The following is a 20511-nucleotide window of genomic DNA, read 5'->3' as shown; positions in this document are numbered from 1 at the left end:
CATTATTATGCATCAATTATATTATATATTGTATATTCTTTCTATATCTTCCGGAGTAAATAAGAATAAATCATTATTAGAATTTTTCATATTTATCAATTGGTCTGTAAAACCACTTTTAGAAAAAATGGCATATTTCTTTTTTCTATTTCCTGTATTTATATATTCACTTCTTAATCTTAATTTATCATAAGTACTAACATCAACCTTTTCATTAGTCCATTTACATTCTACAAAAACAACATTCGTTTCATCATAAGCTACAATATCTATATCATAAGATTCATTTTTTTTATATGGAACTTTTCCCCAATTTTTTCCTATTGTTGTTGGTGTAAACCCAAATATTTCAGGATTTTCAAAAATAAACTGTTTTGATATATTTTCAAATTGGAACCCCATATATGTTTGAAAATTATTATAAATTTTTTCTAATGCTTTTTCTGGCATAAATTCAATTAGTGAGAAATTCTTATAAATATTTTGAAAATAAAAATTATAAAACTTATCTTTTATAGCATATTTAATGTTTTTACTTTTTTTTGAAAACAACGATTTTTCTTTGGATATAATTTCATATATATTCGTCAATTCATTTAAATATTTCGGCAAATTGGTCTGTGGAATACCAGAAATGTCAGAAATTTCAGAACTACTTTTCATACCACCAGATAATGCTTCTAAAATAGAGAAATAAGATTTGTGCTCAGAACCAAATTCTGTTATTAAAATATTTTTTGCTTCTTCTTTTAAAGGTGAAAATTCATCTATAAATATTTCAAAAATCAACTTTTTTAAATTTTTTTTATTTTCAAATAGCCATAGATATTTTGGAATACCTCCTGTAATACTATATATTTCTAAAGCTTCTGTGATGTTATATCCGAAATCTTTAAGCATTATAATAGACTCTTTTAAAGAAAATTCTTTTATTCTTAATAGATAATCATTTCTTCCAAACATTGGCATTTTTTCATCTGTAAATATTTTTTTTATCATACCAACATATGAACCAAGTATGATTAATTTTGTAGTATTTATATTTTCATCCCATGCATGCTGAAAAGCATACAATATTTCGGGATTTATTTTAAAAAGGTTTTGGAATTCATCAAATATTACATAATCAAATTTTTTAAATAACTCCAAAAAAAGATCATACCATTTTACATATATACTTTTAGAAATACTTAAACTTAACTCTTTTAATAACGTTTCTTCTTTTTTCATTTCAATAAAATAGTAAAATGTATTATTTTTATTTTTAAAAACTTCTTTTATTAATGTGGTTTTACCTATTCTTCGACGACCGTATAAAACGATAAATAGCTTTTTGTTTATGCTTGAGATTTTATTAAAAAATCTTTCTCTTTTTTTCTGTTGTAAAATTTCATATTATCACCTCTATTTTAGTATTATACTATAAAGTATAATACTAGATAGTATAATACTATTTAGCATAATAATTATACTACATTTATTTTGTCCTGTCAATTAAATTTCGTTATTTATTTTTTGAAAATAAAAATGGTTTCGGATAACACCGAAACCATTAATTTTTAATATTAATATATGTATTTTACTCTATAAAAATCCTTTTCGCCAACAACATATAAGGTATCATCTTTATTTAATTTATATGGATTTTCATTTGCTTTTACTTCAATACCTAATTTTTCACTTACTTCTTTTGCTTTTTCTTCACATCTTATATGACTTTCAAACCCATCTTTAATCCCATGTTTTAATTCTTCTAAAGAAATTTTTTCTACCCTTAAATCTTCTACTGGTTTTAATAATATCAAATCTAAATCAATCCTATCTGAAATATATTTAGCCATGTTATCCCTCCCTGAAGTTTAGTTCTGATATTATTATATCATATTTTTCAGGAAAAGTTAAGGGTAATTTAACTTTTTTACAAATAAGATGCAATTTGCGCAGCCAATTTCGCATTATTATACACTAATTGAATGTTTGATTCCAAACTTTTTCCACCTGTAATATCTTTTATTTTTGATAACAAGAATGGTGTAGTTTCTTTACCTTTAATACCCAATTTTTCCGCTTCTGCTAAGGCATCTTCAATAGCTTTTGTTATTGCATCATAATCCATTTGATACTCTTCCGGAATTGGATTAGCAATAACAGCCCCACCTTTTAAATTAAGATCCCATTTTACCTTTAAAAAGTCTGCTATTTCTTCTGGTGAATCCAATCTGAAATTTACATTAAATCCACTCTTTCTTGTATAAAATGCTGGTAATTCTACTGTTTGATAACCAATTACGGGAACACCAAAAGTTTCAAGATATTCTAAGGTTAAACCAAGGTCTAAGATAGATTTTGCACCAGCACAAACTACTGCAACATTTGTATTTGCCAATTCCTGGAGATCGGCAGAAATATCAAATGTTTCCTGTGCGTTTCTATGAACTCCACCAATACCACCAGTTGCAAATACTTTTATTCCTGCTAAAGATGCAATTATCATTGTTCCAGCAACTGTTGTAGCTCCATCTAACTTTTTAGAAACCACATAAGGTATGTCTCTTCTACTTACTTTTATAACTTCTCTGCCCTTTTTTCCTAAGTATTCTATTTCTTCTTTACTTAATCCAGCTTTTAATTTTCCATTTATTATAGCAATTGTCGCAGGAATTGCTCCATTATCTCTAACAATCTGCTCCACTTTTAATGCAGTTTCAACATTTTGCGGATAAGGCATTCCATGTGAAATAATAGTTGATTCCAGTGCTACAACTGGTTTATTTGAATCCAATGCATCTTTTACCTCTTCTGATATTACCAGATAATCTTTTATCATATTTTCAGCTCCTTTATAATTTTTTCTATATTTTCACCACTTAAATTTTCTGAAATAGTATTTTCTGATTTTAATGCAATTAATGAAGCGCCTAAAGCAAATTTCCCAGTTTTTTCTAAATCAAAATCATTTAGATAAGAATATACTAATGCGGCACTAAAGGCATCTCCTGCACCAGTAGCGTTAACAACTTGAATTTCTGGAATATCTATTTTTATATTTTCATTTTCATTAGCACATATTATTCCATCTTTTCCCATTGTTAAAAACACCTGTTTTACACCTTTTGAAATTAGTACATCACATGCTTTTCTCGCATCATTCTCATTATTAATTTCAATATCGGATAAAATTTCTGCTTCTAATTTGTTTGGTTTAATAGTATGGAACTTACCAATAATATTTTTTACCTTTTTTGTTTTAGTAGTCGAAACCGTATCTAAAAATATTGGTTTTTTATACGTTTCTAATAAAAATTTTATGCTTTCTTCTGGCAGATTTGTATCTAAAACCAATACTTCACTATTTTGAATTATACCTTTTCTCGACTTTAAAAAGTCTATTGTTAATTCATTACATACATCCATGTCTGAAATAGCCACTTCCATATCTCTATTTTTATCTAAAATAGCTAAATATGTAGATGTTGGAGCTTTAGCAGAAATTAATGAACTTCCCATATCTATTCCTACTTCTTTTGAGTGTTCTAAAATTTTCTTACCATAAATATCATTTCCAATAGCAGTTACAAACTTTACATTTATATCTAATCGAGTTAAATTCTCTGCTATGTTTCTTCCAACTCCACCTAATGATAGTTTTACTTTTCCGGGATTAGAATCTTTTAATATTATTTCATTTTTAGGAAATCCAGTAATATCAATATTTGCTCCACCAATTACTAAAACGTAATTATTGTTGTTAATAATATATCCTCTTCCTAAAATATATCCTTTTCTAATAAGGTTTGTAATATGAATTGCTACCGACGACCTTGCGATATTTAAAATAGATGCAATTTCTTCTTGAGAAATAAATGGATTTTCTTCAATAAGCTTCAATATTTCTTTTTCTCTATCAGTCATTTTATCACCTAACTTTTGTTTATTTTATAAACATAATTATAATATCATAAAAAAGAATAAATTTCAAGATGTCAACGCTTCACTTCACGAAGGATTTGTAGAAAATTCACTTTTTTACCATTTTATCAGGTATTTTTCGTTGTCATACTCCACAATTTTAAGAGCTTTGATTAATTTATTTACTACTATTTCTGTGTTTTCATTGAATTCTGATATTATCTTTTTAGCCTGTTCAATACGTAATGGATGTTTTAAGGTTATGTCTAATATTGCTTCATATGAATTGGAATATCGACTAATATCAAATTCCCCTTCTTCCCTAAAAGCTATGGATGACGAATTAGGGATTGTTTTTAATGCATATAATATAGATTTTTGTTCAGGAATTCTTACCCATTTCTCTACTGGTGGTCTTACAGGAACATTTATAAATACTTTTTCAGGTATTGGATCAATGGATTTTATAATTTCAGCAATTTTATCGATATCTTCCCTTGAATCATTTAGCCCTTTTATCAACATTATTTCTATCCATACTTTTCCTTTAAACTCTTTTACAAACATTTTTAATCCTTCTAAAACTTTCTTATATTCTATCTTCATAATCGGTCTATTTATCAATTTATACTTTTTTTCATCTGGTGCATCAATACTTGGTAAAATTACATCGACATTTTTTAAATCTTTTCGAACCTCCTCAAGGTAAAATAAAGATCCATTTGTCACAACTGCAATTTTATATTTGTCACCATATTTCTCTCTTATCCATTTTATAATCTCTCCTATTCCTGAATGTAATGTTGGCTCACCATCGCCTACAAAGGTGATATAATCAATAGGAATTTGAGTTTTTGTTATAGTTTCGTTTAATTCTTCTATAATTTCTTCTGTAGGTATATATTCTTTTCTTTCGTTAGTAAAATTTGTTGTTTTTCCTAATTGACAATACACACAGGAATAATTACATGTTTTTAATGGTGTTAAATTTATCCCTAAAGAATTTCCCAATCTTCTTGAAGGCACTGGTCCAAATACATTTCCCATTATTTCACCCCAATTCTATATAATATATATGCATACTACATATATATTATAACAGAATTTTTATGATATAATACTTAAAAATACATTATTACGGTGATATTATGAAAAAATCCATGATATATATATTATTAGCCTCAATACTGATGGAAGCACTTTTCCAATACAGAAAATTGGACTTTCAAACGTTAATCCTTTAACCTATGTTTTTCTACGATTTTTAATAGCCACAATATTTTCCTTTTTATTATTTAAAAAAGGAAATTTTCTGTACTCTTTTATTCTCGGATTGGTACTTTCTATTGGATATATAACTCAAATAGTAGGTATTAAATTTACCACAGCTACAAAAGCCGGGTTTATTACCTCACAATATATAATTTTGATTCCATTATTTGCATATATAATAGACAGAGAAAAAATAAATAAATATCAGGGTGCCGGTTTTGTCTTTTCAATAATAGGTTCTTACTTTCTTTCAGGAGGAATATATGGTTTTAATTTTGGAGATCTTCTAATGTTAATATGCGCTATAAGTTTTGCTTTACATATAGTGTTGATTACTAAATTCAGTAAAAAAATAAATGAAAAAGATTTACTTACTTATCAGTTTTTAACTGTAACGATTATTAGTTTTCTAACTTCAATTATTTTCAAAGTCCCTATGAATATCAATATCTTTTCTTTTATTACAATTGTTTATTCTGCTTTTATCGGAAGCATAGTTGTAATATATTTACAGTTAAAACATCAAAAAAATATCGGCAGTAATTTAACTGCTATATTGTTTTTAGCTCAGCCAATTTTTTCCGCAATTCTGTCGCTTTTATTATTAAATGAAACCTTTACAACAAAGCAAATATTTGGAGCAATAATTCTGCTTTTTGGTATTGTTGTGGCAAATTTAAATAAAAAAAATATTTTTCAGAATTAAGTATTCAATATTTCTTTTAGGATTTTATTTAAATAATTTTCTTTGGCTATTATTTCAATTTCATAACCATTGTCTACTTGATTTTGCCGTTTAATTCCTATATTATTTTTCAATTTTTCTATCTTCCATATATTATGATATTCAACAAATATTTTTTTAGATTTTATCACCTTAAAGTCTAAAAGCTTTTTTTCGAGTTGCAACAAAAATTCATGAACACTTTCTTTACTTTTTGCACTAACCAATATAGCCTCTGGATATAACATTTTTATATGTTGTATTTTATCAAAATTCAATTTATCAATTTTATTAAATACCACAAACCTCGGTATATTTTCTCTTAAAATATCACTTACTATATTATCTACAACTAACATTTTATCTTCAAAATTCTCCTCACTGGCATCGATTAATTCTATAATTGCGTCTGTATAATTTATTTCATCTAGTGTTGATTTAAATGATTCTATTAGTTCTACAGGTAATTTTCTGATAAATCCAACTGTATCTGAAAAAATAGCGGATAGTCCTGAAGGGAATTGGACTCTTCTTGATAATGTTGACAAAGTGGAAAACAATTTTTTTGACACATATATTTTTTCATCTGCAGATAATGCTTTTAATAATGTAGATTTTCCCGCACTGGTGTAACCCAAAATAGAAAGTTTTGGAATATATAGTTCATTCCTTTGTTTACTTTTTATTTTTCTTACATGTTCAATTTCTTTCAATTGCTTTTTTAAATGGTTTATTCTATCTTTTATATTACGCCTTCTATATTCTAATAACGTTTCACCAGAACCCCTGGTTCCAGTCCCTGTACCTCTTGCACCTCCACCAATTCTCGAGAGTTCTTTACCAAGTCCTATTAATTTAGGTAATTCATATGTTAAAGTAGCCAGTTCTACCTGTAATTTACTTTCCGATGTTTTTGCATTTCTTCTAAAGATTTCCAATATAACTTCATTTCTATCTATTATTTTTATATCTTCCCCAGATAATCTTGAATATTTTTTCTTTGAGTATTAGAAAGGGCATCGTTAAAAACAACAACTTCTACATTATATGCTTTAACTAATTCTGATAACTCATAAAATTTTCCTTTTCCTACATAATATTTTTTATCCATATGACTCCTTTTTTGATATATCTCAGTGATAATTTGAATACCAATATTTTCGCATAATAATTTTAATTCTTCTATTTGTTTTTCAAAATCAATATCTCCAAAATTTAATGCCACGATTATTCCTGATAAATAGTCGTTCGTAATATCGCCTCCAATTTTACTAATATTGTATTTGTATTATATCAAAAAATTCTTATCTAAATAAATTATAGAAGATATTAATATATCTATTAATCTTTAAGGAAATTCTAAGTTTTTTCTAAGGTTGTTCTAAGTTTAATAGGTTATTATATAGATGTCAAAATAAGAATGTGAAAAACGAAATAGATTGAGGAGGTTGATATTATGAGAGGTTATGCATATCCAGGATATCATACATTTGGTAGTTTTTTTGGATTAGGTTACGGATGGTATGGATGGATTGGATTAATTATAATGGGAATATTGATATTTACAGTATTTTATTTATTATTTAAAAGCAGTTCAAGAAAAAATCAAGATTATTATATTCCCAAAACAAGTCAAGAAAAAAATATAGCTTTAGAAATTTTAAATGAGAAATTTGCAAAAGGTGAAATTGATGAGGAAGAATATTTAAGAAAAAGAAAATTAATAGAAAATTAGGAGGCGGTATTATGAAAAAAGGAATTTTAATAGGAATTATGGCATTATTATTAGTAGTATTATCATTTGCAGGAGGATTTTTTAATAACCCAGCAGCTGCAGTTGCAACATTACCAACGGAAACATTGTCCGCAAGCGAAATAGATGGTTTGTTACAGATGAGAGAAGAAGAAAAATTAGCAAGAGACGTTTATTTAACTTTATATGACACATGGGGAATTCAAACATTTTATAACATTGCACAATCTGAGCAAACACATATGAATGCAGTTAAAACTATTTTAGATAAATATGAAATAGAAGATCCTATAACAGATTATACAGTAGGTGTTTTCAAAAATGAAGAACTACAAAAATTATATTATGATTTAGTTGCAGAAGGAAACAAATCAGCTATAGATGCATTAAAAGTTGGAGCTACTATCGAAGACTTAGATATATATGATTTAGACAAACTATTAGAAGAAACTGATAATCAAGATATAAAATTAGTATATGAAAATTTGAGACAGGGATCAGAAAATCATATGAGAGCATTTGTAGGAATACTTGACAGATATAATGCAACATACTCACCACAATATATTTCAATGGATGAATTCGAGGATATTTTAAACAATTCAACTACAATGTCAAACGCATCCGGAAATGGTTACAGAGGTGGAAGAAAATAATTCAAACTTAAAAAAGCCCTTCGGGGCTTTTTTGAAATAATATAGCAACATAACAAATTTAAAAATACGCCTACTAATTTTCTAAGGATTTTTTAAGGTTTATCTTGTATCATGAAAATGAAAATTATTCTAAAATATATCAAAACCAATTTAAGGAGGGATTTGTATGAAAAAGATAGCATATGTTTTGTTAGTAGTATTAATTTTGAGTTTTTCATTAACCAGTTGTATAACTAGTATAAATGATGACGCAAATGTACCAAAATCAACAGTAAAGGTTCTTTTAACAGATAGACCTGTAAGTGATGTTGATAGTTTATGGGTATATATCAAAGATTTCACATATACTTATAAAACAGAAGACGGAGAAACTATAAACTCAACCCCTATATATATTGAAAAAGAATATGATATTTTAAGTTTAGCAGGAACGGAAACATCTTTATTTAGTTTTGAAATTCCAGAAAACTCTACTCTTGTAAATTTAAAAATGACAGTTACAGATGCAACAGTTACAATTTCCGGGACAAATTATCCCGTTACTCTTAAAAAAGAAGAAATTTTAATACCTAATGTTGATATAAATATTGGAGAAGGTGGAGAGTTGGTATTGGATTTTGATGTTGTAAGATCTTTGCATCAAATAAAAAATAATGATACATATATGCTTTCACCTGTTTTAAAGCCAACTTTCAGGAGAGGACTTGCTGATGATTTATATTTAGTTAAAGGAAATATCATTAATAATTCTGAACCTGTTTCAAAAGCTATTGTTACTATAAGTGATGATTCAACAATATTAAGAATATCTTTCTCAGATGATAATGGTAATTTTTGCCTTGGAAAATATGAAAATGGAAATTATATTATAAATGTATATACAAGTAACATTGACTTACCAGATGAAAATATTGATTTAGATTTAAGTTCATATACACCTGATGCAACAGAAAATATTACTATAAACAGTGCTAATTTAGAATTAAATATTGATATAAGTAATCAAAACTGACTAAAAAAGAGGTTGGTTTTTGTACCAGCCTCTTTTCTTAATAGTGAAAATTATAATCGTTTTAATAAATGTAGATATTTTTCAGTATATTGCTATATAACCATCAGCTCTTTTTTCAGTTCCTCCAACATAGATATCATTATTTTTTATTATTATCTGCCCTCTACCAAACGGTCCTGAACTTAAAGATACTTTAATTTCATGTCCCATTCTTTCTAACTTTTCAGCAATATGTGTGGGAAAATCTTTTTCAATTAATATTGTTTTTTTCTCAATCCATTGCCATCTTGGAGCATCCAATGCTGCCTGAGGATTTAGATTTTTTTCAATTAAATTTATTAAAACTTGCAAGTGACCCTGTGGTTGCATAAATCCACCCATTACTCCAAATGGACCTATTGGTTTGTTATCTTTAGTAATAAAACCTGGAATAATTGTATGATAAGGCTTCTTCAATGGTTCTAAAAAATTTATATGATTTTTATCTAAAGAGAAGCTATGTCCTCTATTTTGAAGTGCTATACCAGTCTCTGGAACTACTATTCCTGATCCGAATCCCATATAATTACTTTGAATAAAAGAAACCATATTCCCCCATTTATCTGCAGTCGCTAAATAAACTGTATTTGAAGAAGGGATTCTTCCAGGTTGGGGTTCTATTGCTTTATCTATAATTAATTTTGCTCTTTCTTTTGCATATTCTTCTGAGAGCATATCTTCAACTCTATTTTTCATTTTCGAAATGTCTGTTATATATTCTTTTCCATCTATAAAAGCTAACTTTAATGCTTCTATAGAATTATGATATAATTCATATTCATTAGTATAATCTCTATTTTTTAATATATTTAAAGCCATTAAAGTAATTATTCCCTGAACGTTTGGAGGTAATTCCCATATATCATAGTCTTTGTATTTGACGCTTATTGGTTTAATTAATTCATTTTTAAATTTTTCAAAATCCGAATAATCAAAATAACCTCCACTCTTTTTTGAAAATTCCACCATTTTTTCTGCTAAAATTCCTTTATAAAATTCCTGTGAATTTGACTCAGCAATTAATTCCAATGTCTTAGCATGATATGGCAATTTAACAACTTCACCAGGTTTAGGAGCTTCCTTACCAAAGGTTTCAAACCAATACTTAAAAACTTCTCCTTTTAATTTTTTCTTATATGTTTGATTTGCCTTATTCCAATAATAAGCCACAGTAGAAGATACAGGATATCCTTCAGCCGCATATTTTATCGCTGGCTGAAAAATAGATTTAAATTCTAATTTGCCAAAGTTTTTCCACAATAAATCCCAACCGGCTGGAGTTCCTGGTATTGTTACCGCTTCCCAACTATGTGGATTAATCGTATTTATTCCTCTATTTTTTAATTCTTCAATAGATAAATTTTTTGGTGAATACCCACTTGAATTCATTCCGTATATTTTATTGTTATAACATATAATAGCAAAATTATCAGAACCTATACCATTTGAGGTAGGTTCAACAACTGTTAGAGCTGCTGCTGTAGCTATAGCAGCATCTATAGCATTTCCACCTTTTTTAATATTTCCAATCCTGCCTGTGCAGCTAAAGGTTCACTTGTAGCAACCATCCATTTTTTGAAAAAACACAGGTCCTTTTTGAATTAAATGGATATTCTAAAAAATCAAAATTCATACATATCCCCCATATCATTTTACAACTGCATTGTATATATAATATATACCTATAATAATTAATACAATGAATAAAATTCTTTGAATCCATTTTGCACCCTTTTTTATTGAAAAAGTACTTCCCAAATATCCACCTGAAATACTCCCAATGCCAAAACAAAACCAGCTAAATAATTAACCTGATCGTTTACTACAAAAACTACAAAAGCAAAGAGTGTGTATATTAACACCAAAAATACTTTAACAGCATTTGTTTTTACTAAATCATAGCCTTCTAATAAAACCAATGCGGACATTAAGAAAAAACCAACACCGGCTTGGATAAATCCCCATATATACCTATTAAAAAAACACTATAAAGCTTAAAATATTGTTCTTCTTTATTTTTCTTTCTTTTGTCCATATATCAGGCTTTTTTACTAAAAAAATACTCATAACGATTAAAATAAAACCAACTATACTTTTTAACAAAGCTTTGTCTATATTAACAACTATATTAGCTCCAACTAATGCTCCGAAAGTTGCAGGAATCGCTAAAAAAATAGCTCTTTTAAGATCAAGAACATCATTTTTTCGAAATTTTGTTGTTGCAGTTATATTTTGAAAAATTATTCCTATCCTGTTTGTACCATTTGCTACATCAATAGGTAATCCTAATAAATTCAAAACTGGCAATGTAATTAGCGATCCACCACCAGCTATGACATTAATAAAACCACTAAATAATCCGGCTAAAAATACTAAAATATATAACATATTACCCCTCCTAAAAAATTTGTTAAGCTAATTATTTTTATTATATTAAAATTAACCTTGTTTGTCAACAAAAAAATTCCCCGAAAGGGGAATTAAAAAGAAATAATGACACCTTTATTTCCAGCATACGTTGCTAATGTTGATCCCATGTAATTAATATATATTTCTTTTGGATTATATTTTTCTTGAATAAAATTTTTGAAGTATTCAGCGTCTTCTTTATTATTTACATGTGTAATTCCAACAATACCATTTGAAATATTTTCTTTCTCTCTCTCCAGTATCTCCAGTACCTTTAAATGAAACTTCTTTCTTCCTCTTACTCTTTCAAGCATTTCAACTGCTCCTTCTTTATTATGCAAGATTATTTTAAAATTTAAAATTTTTGCAATAGTTCCACTAAATTTACTTAAACGTCCACCTTTCACAATATTTTCTAAAGTGTCAAGTAATATCAATATTTTTATTCTTTCTCTTAATTTTTTTAATTCATTAATGATTTCATCTAAACTATATCCTTTAGATATGAGCTCAGCAGCTTTTATGACTTGAACTCCTTCACCAGAAGAAGCTCCTAACGTATCAAAAATTTCTATTCTTGAATTATTTTTTATTAGGTTTTTGGCTAAATTTGCTGCTTGAATAGTTCCACTTAATTGAGATGAAATTGTTAAACAAAGTATTTCATGACCTTCCTCAACTAACCTTTCAAATGATTCTTTAAACAATTCTGGTGATGGTTGCGAAGTTTTTGGAAGCTCTTTAATATTTAACATTTTGTTTTGAAATTCTTCTGCAGAAATTGTTACTCCATCTTGATATTTACTTCCATCAATATCTATATTTAAAGGGATAACAGTGATATCATATTTTTTTATTATTTCCTTTGGTAAATCTGCAGCACTATCAGTAACTATTTTTATCATTTTTTATCCCTCCAATCAAAACTTTTTTATTATATTATATCATAATTGTAATTAGGAGTTATAATTAAAAGTAGATGTTCAATTATTTAGAGATAATTGATTTATTTTATTATCTTAAATTCAATTATATATTGTATAATCAAATCACATATTAACGGGGAGGAGATATTATGAAAATTTATATTTCTTTTGATTTTGAGGGCTTAGCTGGTGTAACTCAATGGAAAGATGTTACAAAAGGAAAAGACTATAAGCAAGTTTATGCTATGGAACAACTAAGATCTTTATTAAAATCTTTAAAAGAACATGAGGTAGTCATATCTGATTCTCATGCTATGGGAGACAATATACCCTGGGAAATAACAAAGGAATTTCCAAATGTTGAGTTAATAAGTGGTGGTATTAGAAAATATTATATGATGAATGGATTAGATAATTCTTTTGATAGAATGATATTTTTCGGATATCATTCAGGTGTTGGTGAAATGTATTCAACAATGGATCATACATATTCAAGTTCTTCTATACACAATATATGGATAAACGGCAAATATATGAATGAAACTTTAATAAATGCAGCATTTGGAGGATTATATAATGTACCTTTAGCAATGGTTGTTGGAGATGATAAATTAGAAAAACAGTTAAATGGATATTTTAATAATTTGGTTTATGTTAAAACAAAAAATTCTATAGGAAGATTTTCTGCTAAGTTTAAACCTATGAGAACATTATTAAATGAGATCGAAGATGCTGCTATAAAGATGTTAAATCTAAAAAAAGAAGATCTAACTATTTTAAAATTTAAAAAACCTATTGAAATGATAGTGGAATTTTCCGATACATTAAGAGCAGATATGGTAGAATCTATGCCTTTGGTAGAAAGGATAGATGGAAGAAAAGTTAAATTAATTCATGAAGATTATAAGGTCATTTTTGAAGGATTATTAGCCATGACTTACATAACAATGGCTGCTAAATATTTATAGTTCTTTATTAATATAAATCTTGTTTGTATATGGAGATCCCATCATAAGAAGCAATCCGCCATAGGATAAATAAAATTTTATTTTATTATTTAAATAATAAACTTTATTAGATTTTGTTATGTCTAATATTAAATAATCATTATTTATATCAATTATTTCTATATTTTTATCCTTTGGTATAAAATATTCTGTTTTTAATCCCGGAGTGTTAATCAGACATACTCCGATTTTTTTCCATTTACCATTTATTTTTTTCGACTTTATCTCAACAAATTTAGAAACAAACTCCACAGTATCCTGATGTAAGTATTCAAATGGTTTATCATCAAGGCCAATCTCAAGAGCTATTGCTGCTCCACATCTTAGCTGATTAATCTCTTTGGGTATTTCTACTTTGTTAAAGATGGAAAGTGTTCCAGAGCTTCCACCTGAAACTATTTCTATTTTTGATTTGAAAATTTTTTCTAATTCTTTTTTTATATCAATTAAAATATCAAATTTTTCTTTAGTTGGACGTACTCCACCAAAACATGAAAAATTAGTTCCTATCCCTTTCAAATGAATATTATTTAAATTCATGATATTATCAACAGAATATCTGATTTTTTCAAAATTTTTAAAATAAATACCTTCTCTTAAATCTCCAACATCGATCATTAATATTATTTCATATATCTTATTATTTAATTCTGCATATTTATTGAGTTCAATTATTGTTTCTAACTCTGAGACTAATAAAATATCTGTATATTTATTACATCTTTTATTTCACTTTTCATAGGTATTCTAATCAGCATCTTTTTTATTTTAAAACTCTGAAATTGTTTTAAATTAAGCAATCTTGAATCTGCTAAAATGTCGACTCCACAATTAATAATATTTTTAACTATTTCTATATCACCAGAAAAAACCTTGGTTACGGCTGCAACCTCGATATTTTTTCTTTACATTTTTCAATTACTTTTTGGTATTCTCTCTAATTTTTTTTAAATCAATTATTAAATAAGGGATTTCCAAAAATCTAACATCTCCATTAAATAATATCTGATATTATTTTTATAAATAAAAGTATTAATACTATTAATATAACGGGTTTTATTATTTTACTTCCTTTTTTCAAGGCTAATCCAGAACCTACCCAATGTCCTGCTATTCCAAAAATTGCAGCAGGTAATCCTATTGAAAACAATACTTTTCCACCTAAAATAAAAGCAGTTAAGGCACTGATATTTGAAGCTAAATTAACTATCTTAGCAGTTCCTGATGCTTTTACATGGTCAAGAGATAAAAAAGAAACATAAGTAATAATTAAAAATGTTCCTGTTCCAGGTCCAAAAAAGCCGTCATACATACCAATAAAAAAACCTATTAAACATGATATTATTATTGTTTTAACTGCTTTATAATCGATTACTTTATCTGAAGAATCCTTATTATGTCGGAAAAATATTAAAATCGCAGCTAATGGTATCAATATTGAAAGTATAATTTTTAATATATTATCCGGAATAAACATTGCTAATTTAGCTCCTAAAAAAGAACCTATAAATGAAAAAATAACAGAAAAAAATCCAATTTCAAAAATAATAGCTTTATTATTCGCATATCTTGTTACACTAATAATAGTACCAATACTCGAAGATAATTTATTAGTAGCTAACGCATTATGACTCGGAAGCCCTATAAACAAATATGCTGGTAAAGAAATTAATCCACCACCACCTGCAATGGAATCAACGAATCCTGCAAAAAAGATTAATGGAAATAAAATAAATTTGTCCATTAAAGTTATATTCAAAAACATCCACTCCTTTAATTAGCATACAGAACTATTATAACATGAAAATAACGGCTAAACAATATGCTAGCCGTTATTTTTTAATAATAATATGTATAATAATTTTTTTCTTTATATTTCTTCGCAATATATGAACCAAATATAAATCCACCAATATGAGCCCACCATGCTACTCCAGAACCATAATTTGGACCAAACAATGTTAAAACACCATTAAATATTTGAGATAAAAACCATATGCCAATATATATAAAAGATGGAATGTTTACAAAAAATGGAAAAATCAAAATAATAAACAATGTTTGAATCTTTGCAAGCGGAAATAATATAAAATAAATTCCCATTACTCCTGCTATTGCACCTGAAGCACCAATGGCAGCTACTGGAGAATTAAAATTAAAGATATAATGAGTAAAAGATGCAATAAAACCACTTATAAAATACACAATCAAAAATTTAAAATGTCCAAGTTTATCTTCAACATTATCTCCAAACAACCAGAGAGCCCACATATTACCAATTATATGCATAAAACCACCATGTAAAAACATACTGGTAAATATAGTAAAAATATTCACCCCAAAATATCCAATTGACTTATATACAATAGCTTTTGTTAGCTCTGCTGGAACAAAACCATAATATTGAATAAAAGCTTCTCTCAAATCAGATGGCAAAAATACTTCAAAAAGAAAAATTATAACATTAATAATAATCAATGCTATAGTAACAACAGGCCTTTTACTACTTGGATTAATATCCCTTAACGGAAACATAAATCACCACTTTCTTTTTAATTTAGCAACTGATTCAAGGTGTTTTGTGTGAGGAAACATATCAACAAATACAAATTTTTCTATCTCATACATATCTTTTAAATAGATCATATCCCTTGCAAAATTAACTGGATTACATGATACATAAACAACATTATCAAATTCATTGTCCATAATGAAATTAATTACATTTTATGTAGTCCTGCCCTTGGTGGATCTACAACAATTGTATCTAATTTATCTTCGAGTTGTTTAACAACATCTTTTGCATCACCTAAATAAAATTCTACATTTTCAATATTATTATCCTTCGCATTTTCTTTAGCCGCTTTAATTGCTTCTTTAACAATTTCTACACCTATTACTTTTTCTAATTTTTTTGCCATTAATAATGTAATAGTTCCAGCGCCACAATATAAATCAAATCCCGTTTTAGCATTATCATCTAAATATTCTAATACTTTATTATACAATACTTCAGATCCTAAAGTATTAGTTTGTAGAAAAGAAAAAGGCCCAACTTTAAAATTTATTCCAAGTATTTCTTCTTCAAAATAATCTTTACCATATAATTTCCTTAATTCATCAGGTTTTACTACAGTAGACTTTGCATCAGTTATAGTATGATATATACTAACAATAGTACCTTCGAGATCTAATTTCAACACTTCCTCTGCCCATTTTTCTACATATGAATGATAGTCTTCAGATGAAGTGGAAATATTTAATAAAATTTCATTTGTTTTAAATCCTTTTCTCATTACAAGATGCCTTAAATAACCAACATGTTTTCTATAATTTCTAAATGGAAGATCCTTAAAAAACTCTTCGGAAAATTTTATTATCTCACCAAAATCTTTTGGAGCTATTTTACATGTTTTAGCCGAATATACATCATAAAATTTCCCTTTACCTCTTAATCCAATTGTTAAAGGTCCCCTTTAACTTCATTTCCAAATGAATATTCCATTTTATTTCTATAATGATATATAGCAGGAGAAGATAACACACCTTCATAATTTTTTATTTCTATATTGCTATCTTTTAAAACTTTAAGTATTTCATCTGTCTTTTGAGATAATTGTTCTTTATAATCAATATTTAAATATGTACAACCTCCACATTTTCCGAATACATCACAAATATTTGACATTCATCAACCTCCAATATTCTGTAATTCTTTTATCTTATTTAATACTTCTTCAGCATGACCCTTTACTTTAACTTTTTCCCATACATATGCAATTTTACCTTCAGGATCAATCAATACTGTTGTTCTAACAACTCCATAGTATTCCTTCCCGAACATTTTTTTCTTTTGCCAAACACCAAATTTCTCCAATAATTCTTTATTTTCATCAGATCCAAGTTTCACTTTCAAATCATACTTTGTTATAAATTTTTTATGTTTATCTATGCTGTCTGGACTTACTCCTATAATTTCTGCATTATTTTTTTTAAATTCATTTAATAAATTAGTAAAATCCTTTGCTTCTGTAGTACACCCAGGAGTATTATCTTTTGGATAAAAGTATAATACCACCCATTTACCTTTTAAATTTTCACTTTTTATTATATTTCCATTTGTCTCAACAATTTCAAAATCAACATTATCTCCAATGTTATATTTTAAATATTTCATTTTATCCCTCCATTATAATCTTTCAATTTTAATTTGAGGTAATAATCTCATTGTATCTTCTTTTCTACACAATTCTGTACCAGGAGTTAATACAGCAGCATTACCAGCAGCATTTGCTAATCTAAACGCTTCCATTTTATCCTCTTCATATTTCATCACATAACCAGCAAGAAATGAATCCCCTGCTCCAACTGCACTTTCAACTTTTAATTCAACAGGATATGCATAATATGCTTCATCCCAATTAGCATATACACTTCCATACTTTCCCATTGACACTAAAATTTCTTGAAGTTTGTATTTTTCCAATGTTTCTCTGGCATATTTTGATATTTCTAATTTATTTTTTTCATCTATTTCTTTTTCCAATAACCTTGATAATTCATGGGTGTTTGGTTTTATACAATATGGTTCAGCTTCTAATCCTGCTTTAAGATTTTTTCCATCGGAATCAAAAAATACATTTACGCCCCATTGCTTTAGTGAAAATATCAATCCCGTGTAATAATCAGGCGATACACCTTTTGGCAAACTACCTGAAATTACAACAGTATCGTTTTCACGAACTAAAGAATTAAGAACTTCAAATACTTTTTGAAGTTTTTCTTTTTTTACTTTCTCTCCTGGCATGCTCATTCTATATTGTGTTTTTTCCTCCAAAATAATATTCATTCTTGTTTCATAACTTATTCTTATTGAAGAATATATAACTCCTTCTTCATCTAACATCTCTTCAATTCTTCTACCATTATGTCCTCCTAATAGGGCAATGGCTACAGAAACACCACCTAATTCTTTTATTACACGTGAAACATCTATTCCCTTTCCCGCAGGATAATCCTTGATTCTTTTTACCCTAATCGTATCATCTGGAATTAATTTATCTACATATAAATATCTGTCCAAACACGGATTCATTGTTAATGTAAATATCATACTATCCCCCAATGATTTTGTAAATTCTTTTAATCTTTCTAAATATCTGTCTAAAACTTTATCTAATTCTTCAAGTTTCTCATATTCAGTTATTATATTTGCTTCAAACTCTGAAAATAATGATGCTATATCATTATAGATCAATTCAACTACGCCATAAAGGTTTGATTCTAAATTATTCTTTATTAATTCTTCACCTTCATCAAATTTCTTTTCTATCTTTTTTATAATCTTATTTTTCTTAAATGCTGCAAAAACAGTTCCAGTCATAACTCCAAGACCGGTTATAATACCTCCAGTAATATCAAAAATAGATATTTGTGTTGAAGCCATTAAAATAATTCCCAATACAGATAAACCAGTTCCGCTAAATATTGTAGAATTTATAGATTTTAATTTCTCTTCTTTTATTAAATCCATAAATTTTTCATTTTTTATATATTCATCAATTTTGTTTATAGTGTTATCAATTAATTTATTTCTTTGTTCACCAAAATCATAAAAAATATTTTTTAAATCAATAGATTTCTCTATTTCTTTTAATTCTTCCAGATTCTTATTCAACATATTTTTTACATTATTAATAAACTTCACGGATCTTTCAGAAGATATTTCTTTTGTTGTTCTTAAAAGTTCATCAATAAAAAGACTTTTAATTTCATCTTCTAAATTCCTTAAATTTTCTTTCTTTGAAAATGATCTTCTTAATAATTTCCATAATGTAATTTCTTCTTCCAATTTATTTTTTACCTTTTTTGAAATATTCCTATAATTTTCTAATATAATTTTTATCCATAATTCTACTTCATTTAGCGAATTCTTTTTTGAAATTTCAATATTTTTATTTATTATATTTATAATATCTTTTTGTTCCTGTAAATTTTTCTTTCTTTTATAAAAATCTTCTTTTATTTCCATTAATAACGCTTTTATTTGGTTGGCAAGAGATTCCAATTTTCCAAATTCTTTTTTACTACCAGTTACTGTATCTAAAATGAATTTTCTAATTTCTTCAAATCCGGAATCTTCTTTCCCATCAAACTCCATGTCAGAAGAGGTTATAAAAATAGGAGTTTCTTTTCCTTTATCTTTGGCTCTTACTTTAGCATTTTGATAATTAATCTCTATTTGTTCTTTTTTAGCTATATCTTTCATTGTAAGTACAATTATTATATTTTTTTGAAATTTCTTTGCTATTTTTTCAAAAAAACTCCACGCACTACCAGCTTCAATATTATTAGCTGGAAAAACAAATATAATTAAATCTGCTTCTGGAATAAATGATTCTGTGATTTTTTCGTGTTCAACAATCATACTATTTGTTCCAGGTGTATCGACAATTCTAATATTCTTTAAAATATCAATTGGCCGTCCTATATATTTTATGTATTTATCCAATAATTCTTTTTCATATGGTTCTTCAGAGTACTCTATTACATTTATTTTGTCTGTGCACGTTTGTGGTGACACTTTTGCAAGATCCTTACTTCCTAATAGCGCATTAACAAAACTACTTTTTCCAGAATTTACTTCTCCTACTATCATAAAAGTATATGGTTCATTTAATCTTTGTTCAATCTCTTCAAGAGCATTTTCTTTCTTAATCGTTTTCAAAACAAATTTCAAATCTTCTATTATATCGTTTAAATTTCTTCTTTTTTCCACAACTTTCTGGTCGATTATATTCAAAA

General features: G+C 27.1%; 23 protein-coding genes and 1 pseudogene. 5 read left to right on the top strand and 19 right to left on the bottom strand.

Annotated features, from left to right (window positions below; translation table 11 throughout):
• Positions 1 to 21: 21 nt before the first annotated feature.
• From DJ007_RS13725 to DJ007_RS13705, 5 genes are all read right to left on the bottom strand, one after another.
• Positions 22 to 1299 (bottom strand): ATP-binding protein, encoded by a 1278-nt coding sequence (locus DJ007_RS13725; protein ID WP_368359924.1) that lies wholly within the window; start codon positions 1297 to 1299, stop codon positions 22 to 24.
• 266 nt (positions 1300 to 1565) lie between these two features.
• Complete coding sequence (locus DJ007_RS13720; RefSeq protein ID WP_129410074.1) at positions 1566 to 1841, bottom strand: hypothetical protein; 276 nt, start codon at positions 1839 to 1841, stop codon at positions 1566 to 1568.
• A 77-nt stretch (positions 1842 to 1918) separates the two neighbouring features.
• Complete coding sequence (locus DJ007_RS13715) at positions 1919 to 2827, bottom strand: pseudouridine-5'-phosphate glycosidase (protein WP_129410073.1); 909 nt, start codon at positions 2825 to 2827, stop codon at positions 1919 to 1921.
• Positions 2824 to 3912, bottom strand: coding sequence for a PfkB family carbohydrate kinase (locus tag DJ007_RS13710; RefSeq protein WP_129410072.1), 1089 nt, complete (start codon positions 3910 to 3912; stop codon positions 2824 to 2826). The genes DJ007_RS13715 and DJ007_RS13710 overlap by 4 nt, the downstream gene beginning before the upstream one ends.
• A 114-nt stretch (positions 3913 to 4026) precedes the next feature.
• Entirely contained in the window at positions 4027 to 4956 is a 930-nt protein-coding gene (locus tag DJ007_RS13705; RefSeq protein WP_129410071.1) for a radical SAM protein, read from the bottom strand.
• A gap of 109 nt (positions 4957 to 5065) precedes the next feature.
• Between DJ007_RS13705 and DJ007_RS13700 the strand changes: the two genes are divergently transcribed.
• Entirely contained in the window at positions 5066 to 5887 is an 822-nt protein-coding gene (locus DJ007_RS13700) for a DMT family transporter (protein WP_368359922.1), read from the top strand.
• On the opposite strand, the gene hflX is transcribed toward DJ007_RS13700, so the two are convergent.
• Together hflX and DJ007_RS13690 are read right to left on the bottom strand one after the other, a co-directional pair.
• Entirely contained in the window at positions 5884 to 6843 is a 960-nt protein-coding gene (gene hflX, locus DJ007_RS13695) for a GTPase HflX (RefSeq protein ID WP_165974198.1), read from the bottom strand. The two genes, DJ007_RS13700 and hflX, sit on opposite strands and share 4 nt — an antisense overlap.
• 26 nt (positions 6844 to 6869) lie before the next feature.
• A complete protein-coding gene (locus DJ007_RS13690) occupies positions 6870 to 7130 on the bottom strand; it encodes an HflX-like GTP-binding protein (RefSeq protein WP_165974197.1) in 261 nt (86 codons plus the stop codon).
• 231 nt (positions 7131 to 7361) lie between these two features.
• On the opposite strand from DJ007_RS13690, the gene DJ007_RS13685 reads away from it, so the two are divergent.
• The 3 genes from DJ007_RS13685 (at position 7362) to DJ007_RS13675 (ending at position 9326) form a co-directional block, all read left to right on the top strand.
• A complete protein-coding gene (locus tag DJ007_RS13685; protein ID WP_129410067.1) occupies positions 7362 to 7640 on the top strand; it encodes an SHOCT domain-containing protein in 279 nt (92 codons plus the stop codon).
• An 11-nt stretch (positions 7641 to 7651) separates the two neighbouring features.
• The gene (locus tag DJ007_RS13680) at positions 7652 to 8314 is read left to right on the top strand and encodes a DUF2202 domain-containing protein (protein ID WP_129410066.1); all 663 of its coding nucleotides are present in this window, start codon (positions 7652 to 7654) and stop codon (positions 8312 to 8314) included.
• 166 nt (positions 8315 to 8480) lie between these two features.
• Positions 8481 to 9326, top strand: coding sequence for a DUF4382 domain-containing protein (locus DJ007_RS13675; RefSeq protein ID WP_129410065.1), 846 nt, complete (start codon positions 8481 to 8483; stop codon positions 9324 to 9326).
• 81 nt (positions 9327 to 9407) lie between these two features.
• Here DJ007_RS13675 and DJ007_RS13670 read toward each other — a convergent pair.
• From DJ007_RS13670 to DJ007_RS13660, 4 genes and pseudogenes are all read right to left on the bottom strand, one after another.
• Positions 9408 to 10998 (bottom strand): annotated as a pseudogene (locus tag DJ007_RS13670) (gamma-glutamyltransferase family protein).
• A gap of 103 nt (positions 10999 to 11101) precedes the next feature.
• The gene (locus tag DJ007_RS16400) at positions 11102 to 11293 is read right to left on the bottom strand and encodes a hypothetical protein (protein ID WP_206076396.1); all 192 of its coding nucleotides are present in this window, start codon (positions 11291 to 11293) and stop codon (positions 11102 to 11104) included.
• Positions 11294 to 11339: 46 nt separating this feature from the next.
• On the bottom strand, positions 11340 to 11753 hold the full coding sequence (locus DJ007_RS16395; RefSeq protein ID WP_206076395.1) for a sulfite exporter TauE/SafE family protein: 414 nt from the start codon (positions 11751 to 11753) through the stop codon (positions 11340 to 11342).
• 92 nt (positions 11754 to 11845) lie between these two features.
• Positions 11846 to 12679, bottom strand: a complete 834-nt coding sequence (locus tag DJ007_RS13660) for a DegV family protein (RefSeq protein ID WP_129410064.1) — start codon at positions 12677 to 12679, stop codon at positions 11846 to 11848.
• Between the two features lie 170 nt (positions 12680 to 12849).
• On the opposite strand from DJ007_RS13660, the gene DJ007_RS13655 reads away from it, so the two are divergent.
• On the top strand, positions 12850 to 13668 hold the full coding sequence (locus DJ007_RS13655; RefSeq protein WP_129410063.1) for a M55 family metallopeptidase: 819 nt from the start codon (positions 12850 to 12852) through the stop codon (positions 13666 to 13668).
• On the opposite strand, the gene DJ007_RS13650 is transcribed toward DJ007_RS13655, so the two are convergent.
• The 8 genes from DJ007_RS13650 to DJ007_RS13625 all read right to left on the bottom strand — a co-directional run bounded on the left by DJ007_RS13650 (position 13663) and on the right by DJ007_RS13625 (position 20509).
• On the bottom strand, positions 13663 to 14409 hold the full coding sequence (locus tag DJ007_RS13650; RefSeq protein WP_129410062.1) for an alanine racemase: 747 nt from the start codon (positions 14407 to 14409) through the stop codon (positions 13663 to 13665). The genes DJ007_RS13655 and DJ007_RS13650 overlap by 6 nt on opposite strands.
• 292 nt (positions 14410 to 14701) lie before the next feature.
• Positions 14702 to 15466 (bottom strand): TSUP family transporter, encoded by a 765-nt coding sequence (locus tag DJ007_RS13645; RefSeq protein WP_129410061.1) that lies wholly within the window; start codon positions 15464 to 15466, stop codon positions 14702 to 14704.
• Positions 15467 to 15546: 80 nt separating this feature from the next.
• Positions 15547 to 16242 (bottom strand): rhomboid family intramembrane serine protease, encoded by a 696-nt coding sequence (locus DJ007_RS13640; RefSeq protein ID WP_129410060.1) that lies wholly within the window; start codon positions 16240 to 16242, stop codon positions 15547 to 15549.
• A gap of 3 nt (positions 16243 to 16245) precedes the next feature.
• Entirely contained in the window at positions 16246 to 16416 is a 171-nt protein-coding gene (locus tag DJ007_RS19525) for a hypothetical protein (RefSeq protein WP_276318800.1), read from the bottom strand.
• Positions 16417 to 16427: 11 nt separating this feature from the next.
• Positions 16428 to 17003, bottom strand: a complete 576-nt coding sequence (locus tag DJ007_RS13635) for a class I SAM-dependent RNA methyltransferase (protein WP_276318799.1) — start codon at positions 17001 to 17003, stop codon at positions 16428 to 16430.
• Positions 17004 to 17170: 167 nt separating this feature from the next.
• Positions 17171 to 17395 (bottom strand): hypothetical protein, encoded by a 225-nt coding sequence (locus DJ007_RS18420; protein ID WP_240739646.1) that lies wholly within the window; start codon positions 17393 to 17395, stop codon positions 17171 to 17173.
• Between the two features lie 3 nt (positions 17396 to 17398).
• A complete protein-coding gene (locus DJ007_RS13630; protein WP_129410059.1) occupies positions 17399 to 17884 on the bottom strand; it encodes a peroxiredoxin in 486 nt (161 codons plus the stop codon).
• A 12-nt stretch (positions 17885 to 17896) separates the two neighbouring features.
• Positions 17897 to 20509, bottom strand: a complete 2613-nt coding sequence (locus DJ007_RS13625) for a hexose kinase (RefSeq protein ID WP_129410058.1) — start codon at positions 20507 to 20509, stop codon at positions 17897 to 17899.
• Positions 20510 to 20511: the final 2 nt, after the last annotated feature.

Source organism: Marinitoga lauensis (assembly GCF_004135675.1).
GTDB lineage: Bacteria > Thermotogota > Thermotogae > Petrotogales > Petrotogaceae > Marinitoga > Marinitoga lauensis.
Note: the sequence above shows the minus strand (reverse complement) of the source record. Positions and strands in the feature narration are given on the sequence as shown.

Excerpts from the sequence above, each read along its gene's own strand:
- DJ007_RS13720 (WP_129410074.1), bottom strand. The coding sequence starts at position 1,841 with ATGGCTAAATATATTTCAGATAGGATTGATTTAGATTTGATATTATTA.
- DJ007_RS13715 (WP_129410073.1), bottom strand. The coding sequence starts at position 2,827 with ATGATAAAAGATTATCTGGTAATATCAGAAGAGGTAAAAGATGCATTG.
- DJ007_RS13710 (WP_129410072.1), bottom strand. The coding sequence starts at position 3,912 with ATGACTGATAGAGAAAAAGAAATATTGAAGCTTATTGAAGAAAATCCA.
- DJ007_RS13705 (WP_129410071.1), bottom strand. The coding sequence starts at position 4,956 with ATGGGAAATGTATTTGGACCAGTGCCTTCAAGAAGATTGGGAAATTCT.
- DJ007_RS13685 (WP_129410067.1), top strand. The coding sequence starts at position 7,362 with ATGAGAGGTTATGCATATCCAGGATATCATACATTTGGTAGTTTTTTT.
- DJ007_RS13680 (WP_129410066.1), top strand. The coding sequence starts at position 7,652 with ATGAAAAAAGGAATTTTAATAGGAATTATGGCATTATTATTAGTAGTA.
- DJ007_RS13675 (WP_129410065.1), top strand. The coding sequence starts at position 8,481 with ATGAAAAAGATAGCATATGTTTTGTTAGTAGTATTAATTTTGAGTTTT.
- DJ007_RS16400 (WP_206076396.1), bottom strand. The coding sequence starts at position 11,293 with ATGTCCGCATTGGTTTTATTAGAAGGCTATGATTTAGTAAAAACAAAT.
- DJ007_RS16395 (WP_206076395.1), bottom strand. The coding sequence starts at position 11,753 with ATGTTATATATTTTAGTATTTTTAGCCGGATTATTTAGTGGTTTTATT.
- DJ007_RS13660 (WP_129410064.1), bottom strand. The coding sequence starts at position 12,679 with ATGATAAAAATAGTTACTGATAGTGCTGCAGATTTACCAAAGGAAATA.
- DJ007_RS13655 (WP_129410063.1), top strand. The coding sequence starts at position 12,850 with ATGAAAATTTATATTTCTTTTGATTTTGAGGGCTTAGCTGGTGTAACT.
- DJ007_RS13640 (WP_129410060.1), bottom strand. The coding sequence starts at position 16,242 with ATGTTTCCGTTAAGGGATATTAATCCAAGTAGTAAAAGGCCTGTTGTT.
- DJ007_RS19525 (WP_276318800.1), bottom strand. The coding sequence starts at position 16,416 with ATGGACAATGAATTTGATAATGTTGTTTATGTATCATGTAATCCAGTT.
- DJ007_RS13635 (WP_276318799.1), bottom strand. The coding sequence starts at position 17,003 with ATGAGAAAAGGATTTAAAACAAATGAAATTTTATTAAATATTTCCACT.
- DJ007_RS18420 (WP_240739646.1), bottom strand. The coding sequence starts at position 17,395 with ATGTCAAATATTTGTGATGTATTCGGAAAATGTGGAGGTTGTACATAT.
- DJ007_RS13630 (WP_129410059.1), bottom strand. The coding sequence starts at position 17,884 with ATGAAATATTTAAAATATAACATTGGAGATAATGTTGATTTTGAAATT.